Here is a 22,746-nt window from a genome sequence, read left to right as displayed (position 1 = left end):
GGCTCTCCTCAGGCCGCCGTCTTGGTGGCTGCGCGACCGCGCGGCCCCAGGAAGTATTCCTTGATCCACGGATGGTCAGAGCGTTCCAGCTCCTGCACCGTGGCTTTTTCCACGACCCGCTTGTCCGCCAGCACCGCCACCTTGTCACAGATGGCGTACAGCGTATCGAGGTCGTGGGTGATCATGAAGACGGACAGACCCAGGTCGTCCGCCAGTTGCCGGATCAGCTCGTCGAACGCCGCCGCCCCGATGGGATCCAAACCCGCCGTCGGTTCGTCCAGGAAGACCAGTTCCGGGTCCAGCGCCAGCGCCCGCGCCAGGCCGGCGCGCTTCTTCATCCCGCCCGACAGTTCGGCGGGCTTCAGGTGATGATGCTCAGGCTTCAGACCCACCATGGCGATCTTCAGCTCGGCCAGCTCATAGATCACCGCCTTGGGCAGTTTGGTGTGCTCGACCAGGGGCGAGGCGACGTTCTCCAGCACGCTCAGCGACGAGAACAGCGCGCCCTGCTGGAACAGGATGCCGGTGCGGCGTTCGATGTCCGCCGACTGATCGTCGGTCAGGGTCGCGCGGTCGTAGCCCAGCACCTTGACCGACCCGCCCTCGGGCTCCTTCAAGCCGATGATAGTGTTCAGCAGCACGGTCTTGCCCGCGCCCGATCCGCCGACCACGCCCATGACTTCACCGCGCACCAGATCGAGGTCCAGGTTCTCGTGGATGGTTCGATCGCCGAACTGGCTCAGCAGGCCGCGCACCTCGATCAGATTTTCCGTCTCGGCCTTGGGGGCGTCGGTCATATGTTCAGCTCCAGGAAGACCAGAGCGAACACGGCGTCCAGCAGGATGATGGCGAAGATCGCCTGCACCACGGCGGCCGTCACGCGGCGCCCCAGGCTCTCGACATCGCCGGCGACCGACATGCCCTGACGGCAGCCGATGGCGGCGATGACCAGGGCGAAGACTGGCGCCTTCACCAGGCCGACCATCATGTGCTGGGCCATGGTCCCATCCTCGACCAGGCGTTGGAAGAAGAAGGCGGGGCCGAGGTTCAGCGAGGTCCAGCACACCACAAGGCCGCCCATCAGACCGCCGATCATCCCCATGAAGGTCAGCAGCGGCAGCATCAGCACCAGGGACGCCACGCGCGGGATCACCAGGGCCTGGAACGGATTGACGCCCATGACCTGCATGGCGTCGACTTCCTGGTTCATCCGCATGGACCCGATCTCGGCCGCGAATGCGGATGCTGATCGCCCCGCCAGCAGGACCGAGGCGATCACCACCGCGAACTCGCGGAACATGGCCACGCCGATCAGTTGCACCGCAAAAACCTGGGCGCCGAAGTCGGTCAGCAGGTCCACGCCGATGAAGGCGACCACCGCCCCGATGAAGAAGTTGGTGATCATGACGATGGGAATGGCGTCCAACCCAGCCCGCTCGGCCTGACTGACCCAGGCGGGCCAACGGATGCCGCCGGGGTGTTTGGCGGCCTCGACCACCGCCGCCATCAGCCGCCCCAGGAAGGCCAGCGACAGCATGGCCTCGGCGCCGAAATCATAGACGCCCCGGCCGATCTTGGCGAAGGTTCGGATGAAGGCGCTGGGCTGCTTGGGGGCTGGGGCGCTCTCGCGCTCCAGCAGCTCGATCATGTGATAGATGCGGCCGGCCTCGGGCCGATCCTTCCACTGGCTTTTGGACAGACGACCGCTGGAGGCCTGCACTAGGGCCAGGGCGCCGGCCGTGTCGAACCGGCCCAGATCGGCGGTGTCGATGCTGGCGATTTCGCGGCCTTCCAGGTCGCGGCTCAACTCGGTCGGCAGACGGCCGAGCGCCGTCGTCGTCCAGTCGCCGGACAGGCGCAGGTTCGCCGCACCGTCTGCATCCACGATTTCATACTGAGGCTGGCTCATCGGGCCTCGAACGACCGGTCGGACATCGCGATCTTCCCCAAGCCGCCTCTCCAGGCAGCCAAAATCCCTACCGCGCTAATGGTCAAGCCGGCAGACGATGTCAACGCGCGATGACATTCGCGCGGATGTTTGTCGTTCGACCGTGTCGAGACCGCCTCCCCCATTCAATATTCCCCAACCGTCACGCTGACGCTGATGCCAAACGCGGCCGAACGGGATTCGTTCTCGGATCAATCCATACGAAGCCGAACCGCGACCAGATCGTCGATGAACAGCCGACGCGCCTGAGCTTTGGCCTCCGCATCGGGCAGGCGCAGCAAATAGGAGGGGTGGACGGTCATGACCGCGCTCGATCCATCCTCCAGCGCGATCGGCGCGCCGCGTTCCTGCATCACGGCGGGCTTGCGCCCCAACAGCGCCAGACCGGCCGTCGCGCCCAAGGCCAGCACCACCCTGGGCTTGATCAACCGCCGCTCTGCGTCCAGCCACCAACGGCAGGCCTGGACCTCGCCCGCATTCGGCGTCTTGTGCAGACGGCGCTTGCCGCGCGGCTCGTGCTTGAAGTGTTTGACGGCGTTGGTGACATAGACGTCGGATCGGTCGATGCCCGCCTCGGCCAAGGCGGCGTCCAGCACCTGGCCCGCCGGCCCGATGAAGGCGCGGCCGGCCAGATCCTCCTGATCGCCCGGTTGTTCGCCGACGATCATCAACCGCGCCGTCGCCGGTCCCTCGCCGCACACCCCTTGAGTCGCATCGCGATACAGGGGGCAACGGCGGCAGGCCTGAACGCCGTTCACCACATCTGTCAGGCTGTCAGGCACGGCCTCTGCGTCCGGCCGCGCGGCATGGAGGTCAGGCGCCGTCAGGCGCGCGAAACGGGGATTGGGTTCGGGCGCAGGCGCGGCGACCATGGTCTCGGTGCGAACCGACGAGGCGGCGATCAGCTCCGGGATCAGCTCGGCCTCGGGCAGGTTCTTCCAATAGGACTTGGCCATCTCGCCCTGCATGGTCTTCACCTTCAGGCGCGCAGGATTGAAGGTCGAGGCGTAGTAGGTCTTCCAGAAATCCTCGATCTCGTCCTCAGCCGGCGCCATGTCGCGCGTCGCGGGCGGGCCGAACCGCAGGGTCCCGCCGTCCCAGAAGGCCGAGCCGTCCGGCGTCAGGATCGACCACCGCATCGTCGTGAACCGCCGCTGAAAGAAGGGCGCGGTCTTTTCCAGCACCCGGTGCGGCGGCTCGAACCACGCCACCCAGGCCTCGCCGCGATCATCGTGAACCTGACGAAAGCGCACGAAGGCCTTCATCTTGTGCGACGCCCGGCTGACGTTCTTGGCCCGCTCCAACGCGTCGGCCACGTCGCGGTCTGAGATCACCTTGATCAGGTCGGGCTCGTCCCGCAGCCGCCACAGCAGGCGATACATCAGATCGAACCGGTCGACGGATCGGTGCAGGATCAGGCTCTGGGCCAGATCCACGAAGGCGGCAGGGACGGTGAACTCTTTTTCTATCCGCTCATCCCCGCGAAAGCGGGGACCCAGATCTTTGGGAGTTGCCCTCTCCGCGCATGTCCCGCTGCCGATTCCAGCCATCGTGCTTCGCGACAGCACTGGGTCCCCGCTTTCGCGGGGATGAGCGGAATGGGGTGTATCGAACAACCCGCCTTGAGCAGCAGACAGCCCGCCGCGCACGACGAACCGCGCCGCCGCCGGCTCCACCCCAGCCAACCGGAACGCCCGCGCCGCCTTGCGCCAGCCGTCGAAGTCCGTTTCGCCGTCCAGCATCGCCGTCGCCATCAGAACAGGCTCAACTGCTCGGGCGTGCGGCTGGTCACGCGCGCCCTCAGGTCCGCTGCATCGGTCAGCCCGCCCGGTGTCCAGTCTAGCGCCGTGATGAACGGCCGGATCTTGGCCACCGACCGCGTCAGCCGCCCGACATCCTCAAGCCGCAAGGTCCGATAGCGCCGGACCGATACGATCCGGTCCACCGCCTTCACCCCCAGCCCCGGCACCCGCAGCAGCATCTCGCGCGGCGCGCGGTTCACATCGACCGGAAACTGCTCGCGCTTGTTCAGCGCCCAGGCCAGTTTGGGATCGACGGCCAGGTCCAGCATGCCGTCCGACGCCCCCTCGCCGATCTCTGGCGCGGAAAAGCCGTAGAACCGCATCAGCCAATCGGCCTGGTACAGTCGATGCTCGCGCATCAGCGGCGGCTTGGACAGGGGCAGGATGGCGCTGGAATCCGGGATCGGGCTGAAGGCCGAATAATAGACCCGCCGCAATCCATAGCCGCCATACAGCGACGCGCTGCGGTCCAGGATTTCGGTATCCGGGGCGCCGTCGGCGCCGATGATCAACTGGGTGCTCTGGCCGCCCGGCGCGAACTTGGGCGGCTTGATCTTGTCGCGCTTGCCCGGCTTGGCCGCCTCGACGCCCAACCGCACCTGGCTCATCGCCTTCTTGATGACGCCGACGTCCTTTTGCGGGGCAAGTCGGGCCAGGGCCTCGTCGCGCGACAGTTCGATATTGGCCGACAGACGGTCGGCGTACAGGCCCGCCATCTCCACCAGCTTGGGATCGGCCTCGGGGATCAGCTTCAGATGGATATAGCCGCGGAAGTCGTGAACCTCACGCAGGGTCTTGGCCACCAGAACCAGCTGTTCCATCGTATAATCGCCGGATCGAATGATGCCCGACGACAGGAACAGTCCTTCGATATAGTTCCGTTTGTAGAAGTTCAGCGTCAGATCGACGACCTCGTCCACGTCGAACCGCGCCCGCTCCACGTTCGACGACACGCGATTGATGCAATAGGCGCAGTCGTAGATGCAGAAGTTGGTGAGCAGGATCTTCAGCAGGCTGATGCACCGCCCGTCCGGCGTATAGGCGTGGCAGATGCCCATTCCCTCGGTCGAACCAATCCCCTTGCCGCCAACCGAGTTCCGTTTCGACGTTCCCGACGACGAACACGAGGCGTCGTACTTCGCCGCATCAGCGAGAACGGACAGTTTTCGACGCAGATCGAGACGAGCCATTGTTCATGATACGTTCTCAGATCATAAACGGTCCAGCGTCGCCGTTATCTTTTTCGAAAAGGCCGTTTAGCGCAGCAGATTCAACAGCGACGTATTCTTCAGCGAGTTGATGATCTGGGCCGAGGCCTCGATCGCGACCTGGGCCATCTGCAGGTCGGTGATCGCGCGCGCAGGATCATAGCCGGACTTGTCTTGCATCATCTTCTGCAAGGCCGTTTTCTGGTTCTCCTGCGAGTCCAGCGCCGCTTCTACATGGTTCTGCATCAGGCCGTTCTTGGCCGTCTGATTGGTCAGGCCGACGTTCGCCTTGTCCAGTTCGCCCAGCTGCGCCTTCAGGAAGGCGGTGACGTCGGCGTTCGGTTGTCCGGTCAGGGTTCCAGCCCCGGCCGGCGTATAGGTCACCCCGCCCACTGTCACTGGCGTACCGTTCTGGAAGGCCTGGATGTTGCGGAACACCTCGGTCAGCGGCCCGCCGATCTCGCTGGCCAGAAAGCCGGTCTCGACGGTCGTCTTCTCGTCGATGCGTGACTTTTGTTTCAACGTGTCGTTGGCGAAGGTCGAGGCGGTCGACGGCGCCGTCGCCAGATCGGCCATGGTCCCCGCCGTCGCCGGGGCGATGTCGCCCTGACCGCCCGCGAACAGATAGGATCCCTGGTGCTCGGCGTTCAGTCCGCCCTGAACCGTTTGATAGTTCAGGCCCAGCTCGGTCATCAGATTGGTGATATTGCCCGCCGCCATACTGGTGGCGATGGCTTCGCGCGCGCCGGTTCCGCCTTCGTAGACGCGGGTCATGGCCAAGTCCTGCGCGCTCAACCGCGCCGCCACGGCCTCTCCGGTGGAGATGAAGCCGTCCAGACGCGCCTGGGTCGAGGTCAGGCTGGTCAGTTGTTCGGCGCCCCGGCCATAGCCGGACATGTCGGTGGCGATCTTCTCGCTGTCGATCCGCTCCTGGGCCTGTTGCGCGCGGCTTTGCGCATTCATCAGGCTGAGCAGGGCCGACTGGTAGTTCCCGTGGGTCGCGACGCGCGTCATTGCAGGATTCCGATCAGAACGTCGTACATGTCCTTGCTCGCCTGGATAAGGCGCGCAGAGGCGTTATAGGCTTGCTGGAAGGTGGTCATGTTGACCAGTTCCTCGTCCATATTGACCCCTTCGGCCGAGGTGCGACGGCTGTCCGCCTCCTTGGCAAGGGCGGACGCGGTTTCGCTGCGGGTCTTGGCCGCTGAGGCCTTGCCGCCGATCTCGCCGGCGAAGTCTGCGGCATAGGAGGACAGGGTCTTGGTCCCACCCGAGTTCCCACCGGCCGCACCGAAAGCGACGTTTTTCTTGCCCACGTCGCCCAGCACCAGGCCGCCCCGTCCGTCGCTCTTGCTCAGCGCCGGCGTTCCCGCCGCCGCCGACAGGTTCAGTTGCGCCAGGGCCAGTTTGCCGGGATCCTGTTGGATGTCGCTGCGGACCGTATAGGCCTCGGCGCGCGTCGATCCGGTCGCGCCCAGGCCGAACAGTTGCGACATCGACACGCCGGACGGATCCTGGGTCGTGCCGTCCTTGACCACGCTCATGGTGGTGACGGAAGGATCGTAAGCTTTGAACGACAGCTTGCCCACGGCATCCAGACTGAAGGCGCCGTAGCGCCCCACGCCCGTGATCGGATCGTTCAGCGCGCCCAGCATCTCGCCCATCGTGCCCGTCCCAGCCGGGACTGAGACGGTGATGTCGCGTTGCCGCGATCCCGATTCACCGGCGAAACGCAGCGTCAGACTCTCGCCCGGATCGAAGCCGTGTTGCGACGTCAGGGTCAGGCCGGTCTCGTAGAAGCTGGGCGTGTTGGTCGAGACCAGATCGTTCAGGCCGAACCAGTGCGAGAAGCCACGACCGCCTTTGGCGCTGGGCGATGTCGCATCGTCGGCGATGGCGACTCCATTTCCGCCCGCGCCGTCCAGTTGCAGCCGGCCTTCCGAGAAGCTGGCCGTCGCCGCTCCGCTCATCTGGGCGTTCAGCACGCTGAGGAAGGTCGAGGGATCGGCCGCCACGCCATTCACGGTCATCGTGGCGCCGGAGAAGACGATCCGGGCCGAGGCCTGGACTACGCCTGCCGCATTGACCGCCGTGATCGTCGTCGTTCCGGTAAAGCCGGTCAGGGCGTTTTCCAGGGACTGACCCGTGTTGCGTCCGGCCAGCGTAGTCGGCGCAGGCACGCTGCTGTTGGCGTTGTGGGCGCGGTTCAGTTCGTCCGCCAGCTTGGCGGTCAGTTCGCCCAGGCGCGCCGCAGCCGCCGGCGCATCGACATCGCGGATCTCGATCAGACCCTTGATCTGCCCGGACGACACCCCATCCAGCAGGGGCCAGCGCGTGCCGCTCGGCTCGGTGATCATGATGTCGGAGAAGGCCGTCATGGCGCCGACCGTGCCGGCCGCCTGATAGGACAGGGTCGCGGCGCCTTCGCCCACCAGGGTCGTGCCGGCGTTTGTGCGCAGTGTCACACCGCCGTTCGAGCGAGCCTCGACCTTCACATCCATATATTTCGACAGTTCGTTGATCAGGCCGAGTTGTGCGTTCTGGGCGCCGGTCACGTCCTCATTGGTGACCGTGCCGGAGGCGATCGTCTTGTTCAGCTTGGCGATCTGTTCCAGCAGCGGATTGACGGTCTCGATCGCGCTTTGCAGACGGCCGTCCGCTTCCTGGCGCGCGGACTGAATCTGGGCCGCGATGCCCGAGGCCTGGTTGAAGATCGCCTGGGTCTTGTAGATCGTGTCCTGACGCCCTGCGGACGAGGTCGGGCTTTCCGCCAGGGTGGCGTAGCTGGCGAACAGCTTGTCGACCTGGGCGAAGAAGTTGCTGTCGCTGCTGGGATCGCCGAACTGGTTCTGGATCTGATCGTACAGTTCGTAACGCACGGTCTGACGCGCCGCGTCCGACCCCGCGCTCAAACTCGCCGCCTGCAGGAAGCGGTCGGTCGCCAGCCGCACCCGCGTGACATCGACGCCAGAGCCATAGCCGTTGGTGACGGCGGCCGACTGGTCGGCGACCTTGCGGATGTATCCGGGCGTGTCGACGTTGGCGATATTGTCGGCGGTGACGCGCAACTGGGCCTGGGCGGTCTTCAGCCCCGACGTCGCGATGTTCATGATCGAGTTCAGCGACATTAACGCATCTCCCCCGCCCTACCCGGCAACCGCTGCACTGTCGCGCGCAGTTCTTGCCCAGCCACGCGCCGCCCCCACTCATGCAGAGTGTTGTTTTTCAACAGGATCACAGATCGGGCAGCCGTCATGATCGGCAAGACGCGCAAAGGTCGGGCCAACAGCGACAGATGCGGTTTGGAGACTGGGCGCGCGTCGAAGGGCTTTCGTCCACAGCCGGGCAAAAAATGGTGATAGCGCGGCAATAAACGACCGCCGCCATGACGACAGCCCATTGGTCGGTCCGCATTACCCACTGTTTTTGTTCGACTAAGGTCTTGGCCCGACCCTTGCGTTGATGGCGGCGAACCCTTGGGCGCAGCAGGCGCCGACCTTACCCCTCACGAAAGCCGCCGCGCTTCCATGTCGATCGCCTCCGCCCTGTTTGCGCCTGCCGCTCCGGTTTCGACCGGAACGCCGGCTGCCGCCTCGGGCGCAGACATGGCCGATACCGGCCTGTTCTCCAGCAAGATCGCACTGGTCCTGGACGCAGGCCTCGACACTGCGCCAGTCGAGCGGGTCGCGCCCGGTCGTTTGACGACCGCTCAATCCTTCGGCGTCGTCCTGACCCAGGCCGTCGGTGGCGAAACGAACGCCGTCGCGCCTGACCTGATGGTCGAAGCCCCCGTGCCGGCCGCGATCGAGACTGCCGACTCCCAAACCCTGCCCGTCACCTCCGACGAGACGGCGACAGCAACCGAAGACGCCGCGAACGATGACGATGCGGCAAGCATCGCCGTCACGTCCTCACTCTTCCCCACCCCGCAGCCGACGCCACCGGTTGCGCCCCTGACGTCAGCGACGCCGCAGCCGTTGACCGTGGAAGTCTCTGCTGAGCAAGCAATCGAGACCGCACCCTCGACGACGACCTCTGTCGATGTGAAAGCTGCGCAAGGCCTGGCGACGCTCACGCCCGTGTCTTCAACGACAGGATCGTCGGCAGCGCCAACCCGCACCACGACAGATGTCGTTGCATCGGATGTCGTCGCGGCGCCGGCTTCATCGTCGGTCGAGACCAAGACCAAAACGGCTGCTGCCGTCGTCCTACCCGAAGCCGTCCAAGCAGTTGCAGCCGAACTCGGCGATCTCCTAGAGGCCGCGAAGACGGCCCCGTCTCCGACCGGAGCGAAGATTTCGGACAAGACCACAGCCGATAACGACCAAAGCGAACCTGCTCAGTCGGCACCGATGGCCAGCGCGCAGAAACCCTCAGCCGAACCCACACCCGTCGTTCCGCCTGTGACCGATGCTTCAACGCGTCTGGCGGAAGCTGCGACACTGACCCCTGCCACGCCGGACACCGCCAAGGTCGCAGTTCAAACGACACCTGCGGACAACGCCAAGCCGTCCACCCCCTCGCCCGTCGCCCAGGCCATGGCGGCCGCCCAAATCCCGGCGGCCCAGGTTCAGGTCTCGGTTGCTGCGACGCCGTCAAAACCGGCGCCGGCCGTATCGGCCAATATCGCCGCAGCGGTGGTCGTGGCCGAGCTGTCCGCCACATCCGAAACGGCCGCCGCATCAGACCAACCCGCCGATGTCGCATCCAGCGACACGCCGTCTCAGACCCTGCCCGCGCCCACCCAAGCCGCGCCGCCGCTTAAGCCCTCGCGCCACGAACTGGCTCAGCAAACCAGCAACGCCTCCACGGCGCCCGTCTCGGCCGAAACGACCAACACGAAGACGACGGGCGTAGAGACGATGTCTCTGGAGGACACCGACGCCGCCTCGGCCTTGTCAGCCAAACCGACGGCGACGACCGACACGGCCGCCGCCCCCACGCCTCTCGCGGTCGCCCCTACCGCCGCACAGGCGACCAGCGCGGCGCCCACCGATGCCCAGCCCATCCAGCAGGCCGTCGCGCCTGATCGCGACCTGGGCCTCTCGACCCTGTCGCGTGCGACCGTCGAGACCACCACCCAACTCGTCGCCCAGATCGCGCGCCGGCTGGACAGCCGTTCGACCCGGTTCGACATGGTGCTGACGCCGGAAGACCTGGGCCGCGTGGATGTCAGCCTTGAGATCGGCAAGGACGGTCAGCTGTCGGCCCGCCTGGCCTTCGACAATCCCGCCGCCGCCGCCGACCTGAAGGGTCGCGCCGACGAACTGCGTCGCCAGCTTCAGGACGCCGGCTTCCAGGTTGCTGGCGACGCGCTCGACTTCTCGCAACGCGATCCGTCGGCGGGCAACGGCGGCGCCTTCGACCGCCAGCAGCAACGCAACGCCCTGTTCGCCGGCGGCTCTCGCCTGGCGGCCCAGGCCGACATCCCCATCGTCCCGGCGTCCGGCGCCTGGATCAACCATTCCCAGACGCCCGAGCGCGTCGATCTGAAGGTCTGACCCCATGGTCGACGCCGTCACAACCAATGCTGCAGCCAACCGCGTAACGACCGGCACCAAGGGCCTGGCCTCGAACTTCGAGACCTTCCTGACCCTGCTGACCACGCAGATGAAGAACCAGGATCCGCTGTCGCCGCTGGATTCCAACCAGTTCACGGCCCAGTTGACCCAGATGGCCGGGGTCGAGCAGCAGTTGCTGACCAACGACCTGCTGACCAGCCTGCTTTCGGCGCAGTCCGCAGGCGGTCTCGATAACGCCGCCAACTACATCGGCAAGAGCGTGACCGCCGCCTGGACCGCCACCGAGTTCAACGACGGAAAGGCGACCTGGGCCTACGAACTGGGCGCCGACGCCGACAAGGCCACGCTGCAGGTCGTCGACAGCAAGGGCGCCGTCGTCTGGGAAGGCGCCGCGCCCGACAAAAAATCCGGCCTGCATACCTTCAACTGGGACGGCAAGCTGAAGGATGGCGGCACGGCCGAAGACGGCGGCGTCTATACCCTCAAGGTCGCCGCGACCAATGCCGCAGGCGCCAAGGTCGATGCTCAGGCTCTGATCCAGGGCCGGGTGACCGGCGTCGAAATGTACAACGGCGCGCCATATCTGGTGATCGGCGACTCCATCCTTCCGCTTTCGACCGTGATCTCGCTGAACGAGATCAAGGCGCAGGCCGACAACGACACTGACGGTACGGAGAATCCGAACGTCCCCACCGAGGAGGCGGCCGCATGATGCGATCCGCCGCCTTCCCGATGACCTTCATTTAAGGAGCGTTCTTCCATGAGCCTCAACAGTGCAATGCTGGCCGGCGTGTCCGGTCTCGCCGCCAACTCCGCCGCCCTGGCGGCCATTTCCCAGAACATCGCCAACGTCAACACGGTCGGCTACAAGCGCACAGCCAGCGAGTTCCAGACCCTGGTCAACAGCCAGTCCTCATCCGGCGGCAGCTATTCCGCCGGCGGCGTGACCACCAACACTCGGTCGTTCGTCAGCCAGGAAGGTCAGCTTCAGCGCACGACTTCCAGCACCGACCTCGCCGTCAGCGGCCAGGGCTTCTTCGTCACGACGACCCAGGCCGAGAACGTCGGCTCGACCGACACCCGCCTGTTCACCCGCGCGGGCGCCTTCACCGTCGACAAGCAGGGCTATCTGAAGAACAGCGCCGGTCTGTATCTGCAGGGCTGGCCGGTGGATCCCAACGGCGAGATCGCAACTGACCCGTCCGACCTGTCACGCCTGCGCTCGATCAACATCGGCTCCGTTGGCGGCACCGCCGAACCGACCACCCGCGTCCAGATCAACGCCAACCTGCGTTCCAGCCAGGACCCGGCCGCGGCCGCCAGCGCCCAGTCCTACAAGAGCATCCCAGACACGACCTTGCCGACGGCCGGCACGCACGACGTCTCGGTCCGCTACACGCGCACCGGCGCCAATACCCACGATGTGGTCATCAAGTCCGGCACGCAGAGGATCAACGGCGCCGCGACCTTCGACGCGACGACCGGCGCTCTGACCGGCCTGACGGTCACAGGCGCGAACGCAGGCACGGCGACCCCAATCGGCACGCCGCCGACCCAGTTGCAGTTCACGCCCGCGACCGGACCGGCCTACACGGTCAACCTGGCGGACATCGGCCTGGGCAACGCCAACGTCGCCAAGACCAAATACGACCCGTCGGTCAACTCGATGGCGATGTACAACGCGGACGACGACAACCCCGTCGGCGTCAAACCCGACTTCAAGATGAACATCCCGGTCTCGGACTCCAAGGGCGGCCAGCGCAATCTGGAAATCCGCTTCCTGAAGAGCGACGAGCCGAACATCTGGTATTCGGAAATCGTATCCGTGCCGGCCAGCGATGTCGTCACCGGCACGCCTTTCTCCAACGGCCAGATCAAGATCGGCAAGGTCGCCTTCACCCCGTCGGGTCGTCTTGACGTGGAAACGATGAAGACCTGGCCGGCGGGCACGGGTCTGTTCGATGACCCGACCATGGCGACGCTGGACTTCGGCAAGTCGGATCCGAACAACCTGACCATGCCTGCGGGCCAGGTCGCCTGGGCCGACGGTCTGGGCATCGCCGCCCAGGCGGTGACGCTGGACCTTAACACTTCGGCCGGCGGCCTCAGCCAGTTGAACACCGCCTCGGTGGTGCAATCGACCGTCACCAACGGCACGGCCTTCGGCAATCTGAGCGAGATCAAGATCGACGAAGGCGGTTTCGTCACCGCCATCTTCGACAATGGCGTGATGCGTCGCATCGCCCAGGTCGCGGTCGCCACCTTCCCCAGCCCCGACAGCCTTCGTGAAGTGTCCGGCAACGCCTACGCCGTCAGCCTCCAGTCCGGCACCTTCAACCTGAAGGCCGCCGGCACGGGCGGCGCGGGCGAGATCGCGGCCAAGCAGCTGGAGTCCTCGACGGTCGATCTGTCCGCCGAATTCACCGGCCTGATCACCACCCAGAGGGCCTATTCCGCCTCGTCCAAGATCATCACCACGGCCGATGAAATGCTGGCCGAGCTGATCAACATCAAACGCTGATCGGCGAGTAAGTAAGCGTTAGTCTCGATGAATCGTCGCGCAATCAAGGTTGACAGAGTCGTTCGCGGAGGGACGGATTTTATCCGTTCCTTCACCACGACGCTTAAACGGACCTTAGTCGGGGCCGCCTACATTCATGACACTACGGTGTTGGTGAAAGAGGCATAAGCCCATGTTGCAAGAGCGACGCCTGAATAGCAAAGGCGAACAATACGTGGTCGGACCGACTGGCACGCCCCTGACCCTGAACGATCTGCCGCCGTCCAACACGGACCGGTGGGTGATCCGGCGCAAGGCCGAGGTCGTCGCCGCCGTGCGCGGCGGTCTGCTGAGCCTTGACGACGCCCTGGCGAAGTATCGCCTGACGGCTGAAGAATTCCTCGCATGGCAGAAGGCCATCGACAAATGGGGCATGCAGGGTCTGCGCACGACGCGGATCCAGAGCTACCGCTCCTAAGGGTTTCCCCGAAGACGAAGAAGGGCCGCATCCGGCGACGGGTGCGGCCCTTTTCGTTGGAAGCGACGTGATCGATTGGCCAGGACGAGCGAATGTATTACTTTCGTCTTATGGTCGATCTTGCGCTGACGCTGCCCGAACCTCTTGTTCAGTTCATCGACCGCCAGGTCGGTCCGAACGGATTCGCCGACAGGCAAAGCGCTATCGAAGCCGTCGTCGCTGATTGGCGCAATAAGGCGGAACGTCTGGAAGCTTTGGTTCAAGAAGGCCTCGATGCCCTTGACGCTGGCGACTACGAAGAGGTTCACGACATCGAAGCATGGCTTGATGGTTTGGGTCGCGATTGACGGCGATCAACATCACCGCGCCGGCGCGGAAAGATATCGACCGGCTGCTCGCATTAAGCCTCAAATCTTTTGGTGAGACGGCTTCGGATCGATATCGTAGCCTGGTTCTGAGAGGCTTGATCACGATCCGCGACGATCCCAAAGGGCCGAAGGTTCGCACCCTGAATCTGGCCCGTCAGGATGTCCTTTCCCTACATCTCAGATCGATCCAGTCGCAGGTTCGACGGCCACGCCATCGACTGATCTATACGGTCGATAACGAGACGGTCATTGTGCTGCGCGTCCTCCACGACAGAATGGATTTGAACGCCGCTTTTAGCTGAGGCCTCGAAATCGCGCCGGTTCCGCACTAAATGGCCGCAATGACCCTGGTCGAAGACATCTGCGCTATTCCGAACATCGTCCGCACCGACATGGATGCGGCGGTCGAGAGCGCGCGGGCGGCGGTCGGCCTGCCGGTGGGGGCGCGCGTCGTCGCGGCCATGTCGGGCGGCGTGGATTCCACCGTCGTTGCGGCGCTGCTGCACGAGGCCGGCTATGATGTCGTGGGCGTGACGCTGCAGCTCTACGACCACGGCGCGGCGCTGAAGAAGAAGGGCGCCTGCTGCGCGGGCCAGGACATTCACGACGCCCGTCTGGCTGCCGACATGATCGGCATCCCGCATTATGTCCTGGACTATGAAAGCCGGTTCAAGGACGCGGTGATCGACCAGTTTGCGGACAGCTACCTGAAGGGCCAGACGCCGGTCCCCTGCATCCGCTGCAATCAGACGGTCAAGTTCCGCGACCTGCTGGAGGTCGCCCGCGACCTGGGCGCCGAGGCTATGGCGACCGGTCACTACGTCCGCCGCGCCGTCGCCGGCAATCGCTCGCAGATGCGCAAGGCGATCGACCATTCGCGCGACCAGTCCTATTTCCTGTTTGCCACCACCCAGGACCAGCTCGACTATCTGCGCTTCCCCCTGGCCGATCTGGAAAAGCCCCAGGTGCGCGGCGTCGCCGCCGAACTGGGTCTGAAGATCGCGTCCAAGCCGGATAGCCAGGACATCTGTTTCGTCCCCTCGGGCGACTATCGCACCCTGATCGACCGACTGCGTCCGCAGGGTCGCGAGGCGGGTGAGATCGTTCACATGGACGGCCGGGTGCTGGGCGCCCACGCCGGCATCACCGACTACACCATCGGCCAGCGCCGGGGCCTGAACGTCGCCGTGGGCGAGCCGCTGTTCGTGACCAAGTTGGAGCCTGAAACCCGACGCGTCATCGTCGGCCCGCGCGAGGCCTTGCTGACCGCCTCCCTGACGCTGGAAGAAACCAACTGGCTGGGCGACGAGGCCACCATCGTCGAGGCCGCCGAAGCCAACATCCCGGTCCTGGCCCGCGTCCGCTCGACCCGTCAGCCCTCGCCTGCACGCCTGGCGATGATCGACGGCGACGTCCGCATTTTATTCGACACCGGCGAGGAAGGCGTGGCGCCCGGCCAGGCCTGCGCTCTTTACGATCCCGTGGACACCGAACGCGTCCTGGGCGGCGGCTTCATTCGGGATACGACAGCGGTCGTCGCATAGCGGCGGTTCATTAAATCGGAGACAGGCCGCATCCGACGTGATGTTCTGTCGCCTCCTACGGTCATCACACCGACGAGAGGTTCCGATGCGCACCACCGCCTGCCTGGTTTCCGTACTGGCCCTGATGGCCGCCCTTCCCACCGCAGCGACGGCGCAGACCGCCCCGCCGCCAGCCGTCAGCACGGCCGCGCCGACCTATACTGCGGCCCAGTTCTTCGACACCACGACCTACGGCCTGGGCTACGGCGGGGCCAAGGCCTTTTCGCCGGACGGCAAGTCGGTGCTGATCCGGTCGGACAAGACGGGCGTGTTCAACGCCTATGCCCTGCCCATCGCCGGGGGCGAGCCCGTTCAGCTGACCAACTCGACTACCAGCGCCGTCAATCCGGTCACCTACTTCCCCGCCGATGCGCGCATCCTGTTCACCCAGGACGGCGGCGGTGACGAACTGAGCCATCTGTTCGTGCGGACGCCGGACGGGGCGATCATCGACCTGACGCCGGGCGACAAGGTCAAGGCGGACTTCCTGAGCTGGAGCCAGGACGGCAAGACCTTCTTCGTCACGTCGAACGCGCGCGACGCCTCGGCCTTCGACGTCATCGCCTATGACGCGACCACCTATGCGCACCGGATGGTGTTCGAGAACACTGGCGGCTTCTCGCCCGCCGCCCTGTCGCCGGACGGCCGCTGGCTGGTGCTGGACAAGTCGCTGACCAGCGCGAACAATGACCTCTACCTGGTCGATCTGACCGCACCGGGCGAGCCAAAGTTGCTGACCCGGCACGAGGGCAATGTCGCCTATACCGCCTTCGACTTCACGCCGGATTCCAGGGCCGTCCTGATCGGCACGGACCAGAACGGCGAGTTCCAGCAGGCCATTCGCCACGATCTCGCGACCAACACCAACACACCTCTGATCCAGGCGGATTGGGATGTCAGCTTCGTCTTCTATTCGCCGACCGGCCGCTATCGCGTCTCAGGCCTGAACGCCGACGCCAAGACCGAACTGACCCTGCTGGACGCTACGATTGACCAGCCCGTCGCCCTGACCGGCCTGCCCGACGGCGACATCGGCAATGTGCGTTTCAGCGATGACGAGAAGACCATCGCCTTCACCGTCTCTTCCGACACCTCGCCCGCCGATGTCTTCGTCGCAGATCTGACCACCGGCCGGGCCACGCGTCTGACCCACGCCCTGAACCCCGCCATCGACGAGAACGCCCTCGTGGAAGCGACCATCGTCCGCTATCCCGGCGAGGGCGGCGTCATGATCCCGGCTGTGCTGTACAAGCCCAAGGGCGCGTCGGCCGCCAACCCGGCCCCCGCCATCGTCCTGGTTCACGGCGGACCCGGCGGCCAGACCCGGCGCGGCTATTCGGCCATGGTCCAGCATCTGGTGAACCACGGCTATGCGGTGCTGGGGGCCAACAATCGGGGCAGTTCCGGCTACGGCAAGACCTTCTTCCATCTGGACGATAAGAAACACGGCGAGGCCGATCTGCGCGACATCGTCGCCGGCGGCGAATGGCTGCGGCAACAGGACTGGGTCGCCGACGACCAAGTGGCGGTGATGGGCGGATCCTATGGCGGATACATCACCGCCGCCGCCTTGGCTTTCCACCCCGAGGCCTTCGCGGCGGGCGTGGACATCTTCGGCGTCACCAACTGGGTGCGCACGCTGGAGTCGATCCCGCCCTGGTGGGGCGCCCAGCGCATCGCCCTGTATGACGAGATGGGCGATCCGGCGACGGACGCGGAACGCCACCGCCGCATCTCGCCCCTGTTCCACACCGACGGCATCAACAAGCCCCTGCTGGTCGTGCAAGGCGAGAACGACCCGCGCGTGCTCAAGGTCGAGAGCGACGAGCTGGTCGCCGCCGTCCGCGCCAACGGCGTGCCGGTCGAATACGTCGTCTTCCCTAACGAGGGTCACGGCTTCACCCGCCGCGACAATCGCATCACCGCCCAGGACGCCTATCTGACCTTCCTGGACAAATACGTGAGGAAATAGGCCCGACCGACAGAGGGTCGCGCCGATCAGCCGCGCCCCTTTTCTCTGATTGTGGAGAAAGAATGGAGCTGGCGTGGACGCACGCCGAATATTGATCTTTGGTCAGGACATCAAAGATGCATCTGAGTGTTGCAGGCCTGTAAACTGCGCATCGCAATGGCGCCGTAATCCCCGCACCGACTAAGCAGGGGATATAAATGCACCGTCAAACCAAACTGCGCCTTCAGCTGCTGCTGGGGACCGCCCTTCTCGCCGCGCCTGTTTCCGCCCTCGCCCAAACCGCACCTATCCAGACCGCTCCGGCGCCTGTCGACACCGCGCCCGCCGGCCTGGACGACATCGTCGTGACCGCGACCAAGCGCGAGACCAATCTGCAGGACACGCCGATCTCGATCTCGGTGGTCAACTCCGAGGATCTGGCGAACCGCCACGTTCAGAGCCTGATGGACCTCGCCGACGGCAGCGTCCCCGGCCTGCGCATCACGACCTTCGAGGCCCGCCAGTCGGCCCTGACCATCGGCATCCGCGGCATCGTGCCGAACGACGCCAACCAGCCCGCCCGTGAACAGGGCGTCGGCGTCTATGTCGATGGCGTGTATCTGGCGCGTCAGCACGGCCTGGGCGCCGCACTGCTGGACATCGAGCGTGTCGAAGTCCTGAAGGGCCCGCAAGGCACCCTGTTCGGCCGCAACACCGAAGGCGGCGCCCTGTCGCTGGTCACCAAGAAGCCCACCGGCGTGTTCGGCATGCGCGCCGTCGCCGGTGTCGGCAATCTCGACTCGTATAACTCGGAACTGCACGTCGACTTCCCGGCCATCGGCGACTTCGCCTTCAAGGTGGACGGCGTGATCTCGGCCCAGGGCCCGGTGACCGAGAACATCATGTCCGGCGAAGAAGGCTTCGGCGCCTATGACCGTCGCGGCCTGCGCGCCCAGGTCCGCTGGCGCCCCAGCGACAACTTCACCGCCGACCTGGCCGCCGACATCGGCAAGGACAAGAACACCCCGTTCTACAGCCAGCTGCTGAACTTCAACCCCAATGGCCTGAACGTCGTCCCGTTCACCTCGCCGGTCGTTTCGGGCTCGTCCACCGTCGCGTCGGGCAATATCCGTGGCCTGTCGCCGCTGGTCCGCGTCGAGGGCGAAGACCGCATGACCCAGTCGGACATCGGCGTGCCGCAGCAGTGGAGCGTCGACGACACCCGTGGCGCCGACCTGCACCTGTCCTACCGTCCGAACGACGACGTGGAGTTCCGCTCGATCACCGCCTACCGCGACGTCGATGTGGAACAATGGGACAACATCGGCGGCGCCCACCGTCCGCCGATCGGCGTGCCGAACGGCGCCTTCAGCCGCTATTCGCTGGCTGGCTTCTGGCAGCACCAGTTCAGCCAGGAGTTCCAGGCTGTGGGTTCGCTGGGCGACCGCATCGACTATGTCGGCGGCCTCTACTACTTCAAGGAAACCGTTTCGGACGACGCGGCGACGCCGACGACCAACCAGTGGAACGCCGACGGCACGGCCTACACGATCCGCGATCCGCGTCCGACCCAGCGCGGCTTCCGCTCCACTGACCGCGCCTCGACGGCCCACTCCGAGTCCAAGGCCGTCTATGGCCAGGCGACGTGGACCCCGGCGGTTCTGGACGACGCCCTGCACCTGACCGTCGGCGGCCGCTACACCTGGGACGACAAGGACGGCAAGCTGGAGACGGTCAACAACGTCGCCACCAACCTGACCTTCGACACCTCGGTCAACCGCTTCGACCCGCTGATCACCCTGGCCTACGACCTCACCAACCGGATGAACGTCTACGCCAAATACTCGACCGGCTACCGCGCCGGCGGCGCTTCCTCGCGCTCGCTGACCTATCGCTCGTTCCGCCCGGAAGAGGTCAAGGCCTACGAGATCGGCTTCAAGGGCGACATGCTGGACAACCGCGTTCGCCTGAACGCGGCGATCTACGCCATGAACCGCACCGACAGCCAGATCGACTTCAGCCTGATCACCGGCACCCGGAACACGCTGGAAACGGTCAATGCGCCCGGCACGACCAAGATCCGCGGTGTCGAACTCGAAGGTCAGTTCCAGGCCACCGCCAACCTGCGCTTCTCGGCTTCCTACGCCTATACGGACGCCAAGATCCCGGACACGGCCAACCCCTTCTCGGGCGCGATCCAGCAGGTGTTCATCGCCTTCACGCCGGAAAACTCGGGCACCGTCGCCGCTGACTGGGAATCGCCGCTGATGGGCGCCACCCTCCGCGCTCACATCGACGCCAACTACGCCGATGCGTCGCACAGCTTCGAGCAGTTCGCGATCAAGAATGACAAGGCCTTCACGGTCAACGCCCGAGTGGCGGTCGCCGACATCACGACCCGCGACGGCGGTCCGCTGCTGGAAGTGGCCCTGTGGTCGCGCAACCTGCTGGACGAGACCTACGTTTATCGTCGTGACCCGTCGAACCGGGCCACGCTGGGGGACTACGGCAACTTCAACACCCCGCGCACCTTCGGCATCGAACTGCGCGCCTCCTACTAAAGCGTTCCTCCCGAACGACAGCCTGCCCCCTTCCGCCACGGCGGGAGGGGGTTTTTCTTTGTCTGCGTGAAGACTTTGCGACTGCGCGATGAAACTTGTCCGAACGCGTCCGGTTTTGCTGGATTTTAGCGGCCGACAGGGCGATGGCGGCCCGATGAGCAGCTTGATCCTGATCGCTGACGACGACGCAGACAGCGTCGAGGCCCTGGACTCCTGTCTGCGCCGGGAGGGCTTTCGCACGGTCGTCGCCGCCGATGGCCAACAGGCGGCCGACCTGCACGCCGCGCTGAAACCCGATCTGGTCCTGTTGAACATCCGCCTGCCGATCCGCGACGGCTGGGACGTGCTGGGCGAGTTGCGCCGGCGCGGCGAGACGCCCGTGATCATGGTCAGCGACCTGGATCAGGGCGCCAACAAACTGCAGGCCCTGCGGATCGGCGCGGACGACTATGTCGTCAAGCCGTTCAAGCCGATCGAGGTCGTGGCCCGCGCCCAGGCCATCTTGCGTCGCAGCAATGGCGACCGCTCCACAAAGGTGCTGCGCGTCGGCCCGCTGGAGGTGCAGCTTGAAAACTATCTGGCCGCCATCCTGACCCCGGCGGGCAAGCGCCGCCTGGACCTGACCCTGACCGAGTTCCGCATCCTGGCCCATATGGCGCGCGTTCCGCTGCGGGTCTTCAGCCGGGCCGAGATCATGCAGGCCTGTTTCCTCAATCAAGACGTGCTGGAACGCACCATCGACAGCCACGTCAGCCATCTGCGCCGCAAGCTGGATGCCGCCGACGCCGCCGGCCTGCTGACCAATGTGCGCGGTGTCGGCTATCGGCTCGAAACCGAGGTCTGACCGCCCTCACGCGGCGACGGCATAGACCCTGAGGCGGTGACCGTCCGGATCGCCGGCCACGAAGCTGCGGCCCGGCTGCGTATCCATCGGCGGCGTCAGGATGCGAGCACCCCGGTCCCACCAGTCGATATGCGCCTGATCCACCGCCTCGACGCCCTCCAGTGGAAAGTCCACCTCGCAGACCTGCCCGTCGCCGGCCCGCCGCAACAACCCCAGCGCCCGCCCCGAACTCAGCACGAACAGGGCCCGATCCGGCCCCGCCATCACCGGCCGACAGTCGAACAGGCCGGCGTAGAACCGCGCGCTTGTCTCGGGATCCGCGACGGCCAGAAGAATGTCCTCGATCTCGGTCATCGGCCCTGCCCTCGTTTCCAACAGGACTGACCCTAGTCGCCAATGCTGCCAGTTTGCGTCAGCAGCCTTCGGACGATCTCGACCTTTCGTGCGCCTCGCGCCAGGTCTTCATCAGGGCCTGACGTCGGGCTGGATAGCGGGCTTCCATCACCTCGGCCTCGACGATGCGATCCGTTCGGAAACTGCGGAAATCGCCTCGCAATTCGCACCAGGCGATCAGAAGCCGCACCCGGTCGAAGAAGGCCAGGGCGAAGGGCCAGACCACCCGTTCCGACGCCGCGCCCGCTTCGTCGCGATAGCGCAGCCTCAGCCGCCGCTCGGTGCGGATCGCCTTTCTCAACAGCCCCGGATCGACCTGATCCGCCGGGAACGGCGCGCCCGGCACGACCAGCAGGGCTGAGGTCTCCATCTCGTCGCGCAGATCGGGCGGCAGCACCGCCGAAATCCGCCCCAAGGCCGCCAGCGCCGCATCCCGCATGCGTGGGTCCGCCCGATCCGCCACCCAGCGCGAGCCCAGCACCAAGGCCTCGATCTCTTCCGGCGTGAACATCAGCGGCGGCAGCATGAAGCCGGGTTTCAGCACATAGCCGACCCCCGCCTCCCCCTCGATCGTCGCGCCTTGCGCCTGCAAGCTGGCGATGTCGCGGTAAAGGGTGCGCAGGCTGACGCCCATCTCGTCCGCTAACACCTGCCCGCTCACCGGCCGACGATGCCGCCGCAGGACGTTCAGCAGATCAAGAAGGCGTTCGGACCGGGACACCGCGCGACCCTAGCAGACCTACTGCCAGAAAGCGGCAGCAGAGGATGCTTAATTTTGCGGTGCCGCGACGCCGGCATTCGTCATGTCAGGACGAGCCATAAGTGCGGTCTCCGGCCGCGCAATAACGATACATGATGTCGTAGAGCGGCCCGTCTAGGCGGCAAGGATAACATACGCCCGTGCTGGTCCTTCGCACCTCGACATCGCTTTGAGGATTGGTCGAAGACAGCAGCAGCCGGCAGTCGCCTTCTGTCTTATAAACCCACGCACCCGCAACGGCCGCCACGACGACGGCGGTTCCGATCAGCGATGTCATGAGCAGACGGTTCACGACAAAATATCGCCAGGTCTAAGCCGCTTCCTTCGGCATCACGTCCCCGACCGTGGGCCGGTTCTCGGCGCGGGTCAGCAGGATGTCCCGGGGTTTGACGATCTCGTTGCAGCAGCCGCAGGCGATGCGCGGCGTCAGGGTAGAGCCGCAGGTCTTGTGGATCATGTCGATGCCGCTGTCGGCGTCGCCATAGACGTGCTTGGCGCCCCAGCCGTGCAGGGTCACCAGCACGCCATACAGGTCCTTCCCCTTGGCGGTCAGGACATATTCGTTGCGCGGCGGGCGTTCGGAATAAAGCTGCGGCTCCAGCACCCCGTGCTGAACCAGGCTTTTCAGGCGGGCGGCCAGGACGTTGCGCGCCACGCCCAGATTGTCTTGCCACTGTTCGAACCGGCTGACGCCGTTGAAAGCATCGCGGATGACCAGCAGGGTCCAGGGGTCGCCGATCACCTCAAGCGTGGCGGCGATGGAGCAGCTTTGGCGGCTGTAGTCGGCGGTGCGTCCCATGCCGCGAAAGTGACCCCGCGTCAGGCATT

The 22,746-nt window shown here is 65.4% G+C and carries 20 protein-coding genes; 10 read left to right on the top strand and 10 right to left on the bottom strand.

The features are described 5' to 3' along the window. Window positions 1-8: 8 nt before the first annotated feature. The 6 genes from ACQY72_RS15575 to flgK all read right to left on the bottom strand — a co-directional run bounded on the left by ACQY72_RS15575 (window position 9) and on the right by flgK (window position 8,068). Window positions 9-797 (bottom strand): ABC transporter ATP-binding protein, encoded by a 789-nt coding sequence (locus ACQY72_RS15575; protein ID WP_428154697.1) that lies wholly within the window; start codon window positions 795-797, stop codon window positions 9-11. Then, window positions 794-1,909 carry an MlaE family ABC transporter permease gene (locus tag ACQY72_RS15570; RefSeq protein ID WP_428154696.1) on the bottom strand — a complete coding sequence of 372 codons (1,116 nt, stop codon included), beginning with the start codon at window positions 1,907-1,909 and terminating at the stop codon, window positions 794-796. Before ACQY72_RS15570 ends, ACQY72_RS15575 begins: the two co-directional genes overlap by 4 nt. A gap of 230 nt (window positions 1,910-2,139) precedes the next feature. After that, on the bottom strand, window positions 2,140-3,702 hold the full coding sequence (locus ACQY72_RS15565) for a UdgX family uracil-DNA binding protein (RefSeq protein WP_428154694.1): 1,563 nt from the start codon (window positions 3,700-3,702) through the stop codon (window positions 2,140-2,142). After that, complete coding sequence (locus ACQY72_RS15560; RefSeq protein WP_428154693.1) at window positions 3,702-4,940, bottom strand: putative DNA modification/repair radical SAM protein; 1,239 nt, start codon at window positions 4,938-4,940, stop codon at window positions 3,702-3,704. The genes ACQY72_RS15565 and ACQY72_RS15560 overlap by 1 nt, the downstream gene beginning before the upstream one ends. A gap of 66 nt (window positions 4,941-5,006) precedes the next feature. Then, complete coding sequence (locus tag ACQY72_RS15555; protein ID WP_428154692.1) at window positions 5,007-5,972, bottom strand: flagellin; 966 nt, start codon at window positions 5,970-5,972, stop codon at window positions 5,007-5,009. Continuing rightward, the gene (flgK, locus tag ACQY72_RS15550; protein ID WP_428154690.1) at window positions 5,969-8,068 is read right to left on the bottom strand and encodes a flagellar hook-associated protein FlgK; all 2,100 of its coding nucleotides are present in this window, start codon (window positions 8,066-8,068) and stop codon (window positions 5,969-5,971) included. Before flgK ends, ACQY72_RS15555 begins: the two co-directional genes overlap by 4 nt. Before the next feature lie 417 nt (window positions 8,069-8,485). Here flgK and ACQY72_RS15545 point away from each other — a divergent pair, with 417 nt between their 5' ends. The 10 genes from ACQY72_RS15545 to ACQY72_RS15500 all read left to right on the top strand — a co-directional run bounded on the left by ACQY72_RS15545 (window position 8,486) and on the right by ACQY72_RS15500 (window position 20,765). After that, complete coding sequence (locus ACQY72_RS15545) at window positions 8,486-10,459, top strand: flagellar hook-length control protein FliK (protein WP_428154688.1); 1,974 nt, start codon at window positions 8,486-8,488, stop codon at window positions 10,457-10,459. A 4-nt stretch (window positions 10,460-10,463) separates the two neighbouring features. Next, complete coding sequence (locus ACQY72_RS15540; RefSeq protein ID WP_428154687.1) at window positions 10,464-11,192, top strand: flagellar hook assembly protein FlgD; 729 nt, start codon at window positions 10,464-10,466, stop codon at window positions 11,190-11,192. Window positions 11,193-11,240: 48 nt separating this feature from the next. Beyond that, window positions 11,241-13,001, top strand: coding sequence for a flagellar hook protein FlgE (gene flgE / locus ACQY72_RS15535; protein WP_372694509.1), 1,761 nt, complete (start codon window positions 11,241-11,243; stop codon window positions 12,999-13,001). Window positions 13,002-13,173: 172 nt separating this feature from the next. Further along, on the top strand, window positions 13,174-13,458 hold the full coding sequence (locus tag ACQY72_RS15530) for a DUF1153 domain-containing protein (RefSeq protein WP_026108337.1): 285 nt from the start codon (window positions 13,174-13,176) through the stop codon (window positions 13,456-13,458). 92 nt (window positions 13,459-13,550) lie between these two features. Continuing rightward, complete coding sequence (locus ACQY72_RS15525; protein WP_428154685.1) at window positions 13,551-13,805, top strand: ribbon-helix-helix domain-containing protein; 255 nt, start codon at window positions 13,551-13,553, stop codon at window positions 13,803-13,805. Then, window positions 13,802-14,128, top strand: coding sequence for a type II toxin-antitoxin system RelE/ParE family toxin (locus ACQY72_RS15520; protein ID WP_428154683.1), 327 nt, complete (start codon window positions 13,802-13,804; stop codon window positions 14,126-14,128). Before ACQY72_RS15525 ends, ACQY72_RS15520 begins: the two co-directional genes overlap by 4 nt. 30 nt (window positions 14,129-14,158) lie before the next feature. Next, window positions 14,159-15,370 carry a tRNA 2-thiouridine(34) synthase MnmA gene (mnmA, locus tag ACQY72_RS15515; protein ID WP_428154681.1) on the top strand — a complete coding sequence of 404 codons (1,212 nt, stop codon included), beginning with the start codon at window positions 14,159-14,161 and terminating at the stop codon, window positions 15,368-15,370. 85 nt (window positions 15,371-15,455) lie between these two features. Next, window positions 15,456-17,381 carry an alpha/beta fold hydrolase gene (locus tag ACQY72_RS15510; RefSeq protein ID WP_428154679.1) on the top strand — a complete coding sequence of 642 codons (1,926 nt, stop codon included), beginning with the start codon at window positions 15,456-15,458 and terminating at the stop codon, window positions 17,379-17,381. 197 nt (window positions 17,382-17,578) lie between these two features. After that, complete coding sequence (locus ACQY72_RS15505) at window positions 17,579-19,921, top strand: TonB-dependent receptor (protein WP_428154677.1); 2,343 nt, start codon at window positions 17,579-17,581, stop codon at window positions 19,919-19,921. A 154-nt stretch (window positions 19,922-20,075) separates the two neighbouring features. Then, window positions 20,076-20,765 carry a response regulator gene (locus ACQY72_RS15500; protein WP_428154675.1) on the top strand — a complete coding sequence of 230 codons (690 nt, stop codon included), beginning with the start codon at window positions 20,076-20,078 and terminating at the stop codon, window positions 20,763-20,765. A 6-nt stretch (window positions 20,766-20,771) separates the two neighbouring features. Here ACQY72_RS15500 and ACQY72_RS15495 read toward each other — a convergent pair whose 3' ends face one another. From ACQY72_RS15495 to ACQY72_RS15480, 4 genes are all read right to left on the bottom strand, one after another. Then, a complete protein-coding gene (locus ACQY72_RS15495) occupies window positions 20,772-21,119 on the bottom strand; it encodes a VOC family protein (RefSeq protein ID WP_428154673.1) in 348 nt (115 codons plus the stop codon). Between the two features lie 58 nt (window positions 21,120-21,177). Next, window positions 21,178-21,879: a helix-turn-helix transcriptional regulator gene (locus tag ACQY72_RS15490; RefSeq protein ID WP_428154672.1), complete on the bottom strand. Its 702-nt coding sequence runs from the start codon at window positions 21,877-21,879 to the stop codon at window positions 21,178-21,180. An 85-nt stretch (window positions 21,880-21,964) separates the two neighbouring features. After that, the gene (locus ACQY72_RS15485; protein WP_428154670.1) at window positions 21,965-22,210 is read right to left on the bottom strand and encodes a hypothetical protein; all 246 of its coding nucleotides are present in this window, start codon (window positions 22,208-22,210) and stop codon (window positions 21,965-21,967) included. Between the two features lie 18 nt (window positions 22,211-22,228). Next, a complete protein-coding gene (locus ACQY72_RS15480; protein ID WP_135195212.1) occupies window positions 22,229-22,717 on the bottom strand; it encodes a winged helix-turn-helix transcriptional regulator in 489 nt (162 codons plus the stop codon). Between the last annotated feature and the right edge of the window lie 29 nt (window positions 22,718-22,746).

The sequence above is a fragment of the Brevundimonas sp. genome, from assembly GCF_965279155.1.
Lineage (GTDB): Bacteria > Pseudomonadota > Alphaproteobacteria > Caulobacterales > Caulobacteraceae > Brevundimonas.
The sequence above is the reverse complement of the archived record's forward strand: the minus strand, read 5'-3'. Positions and strand labels throughout refer to the sequence as shown.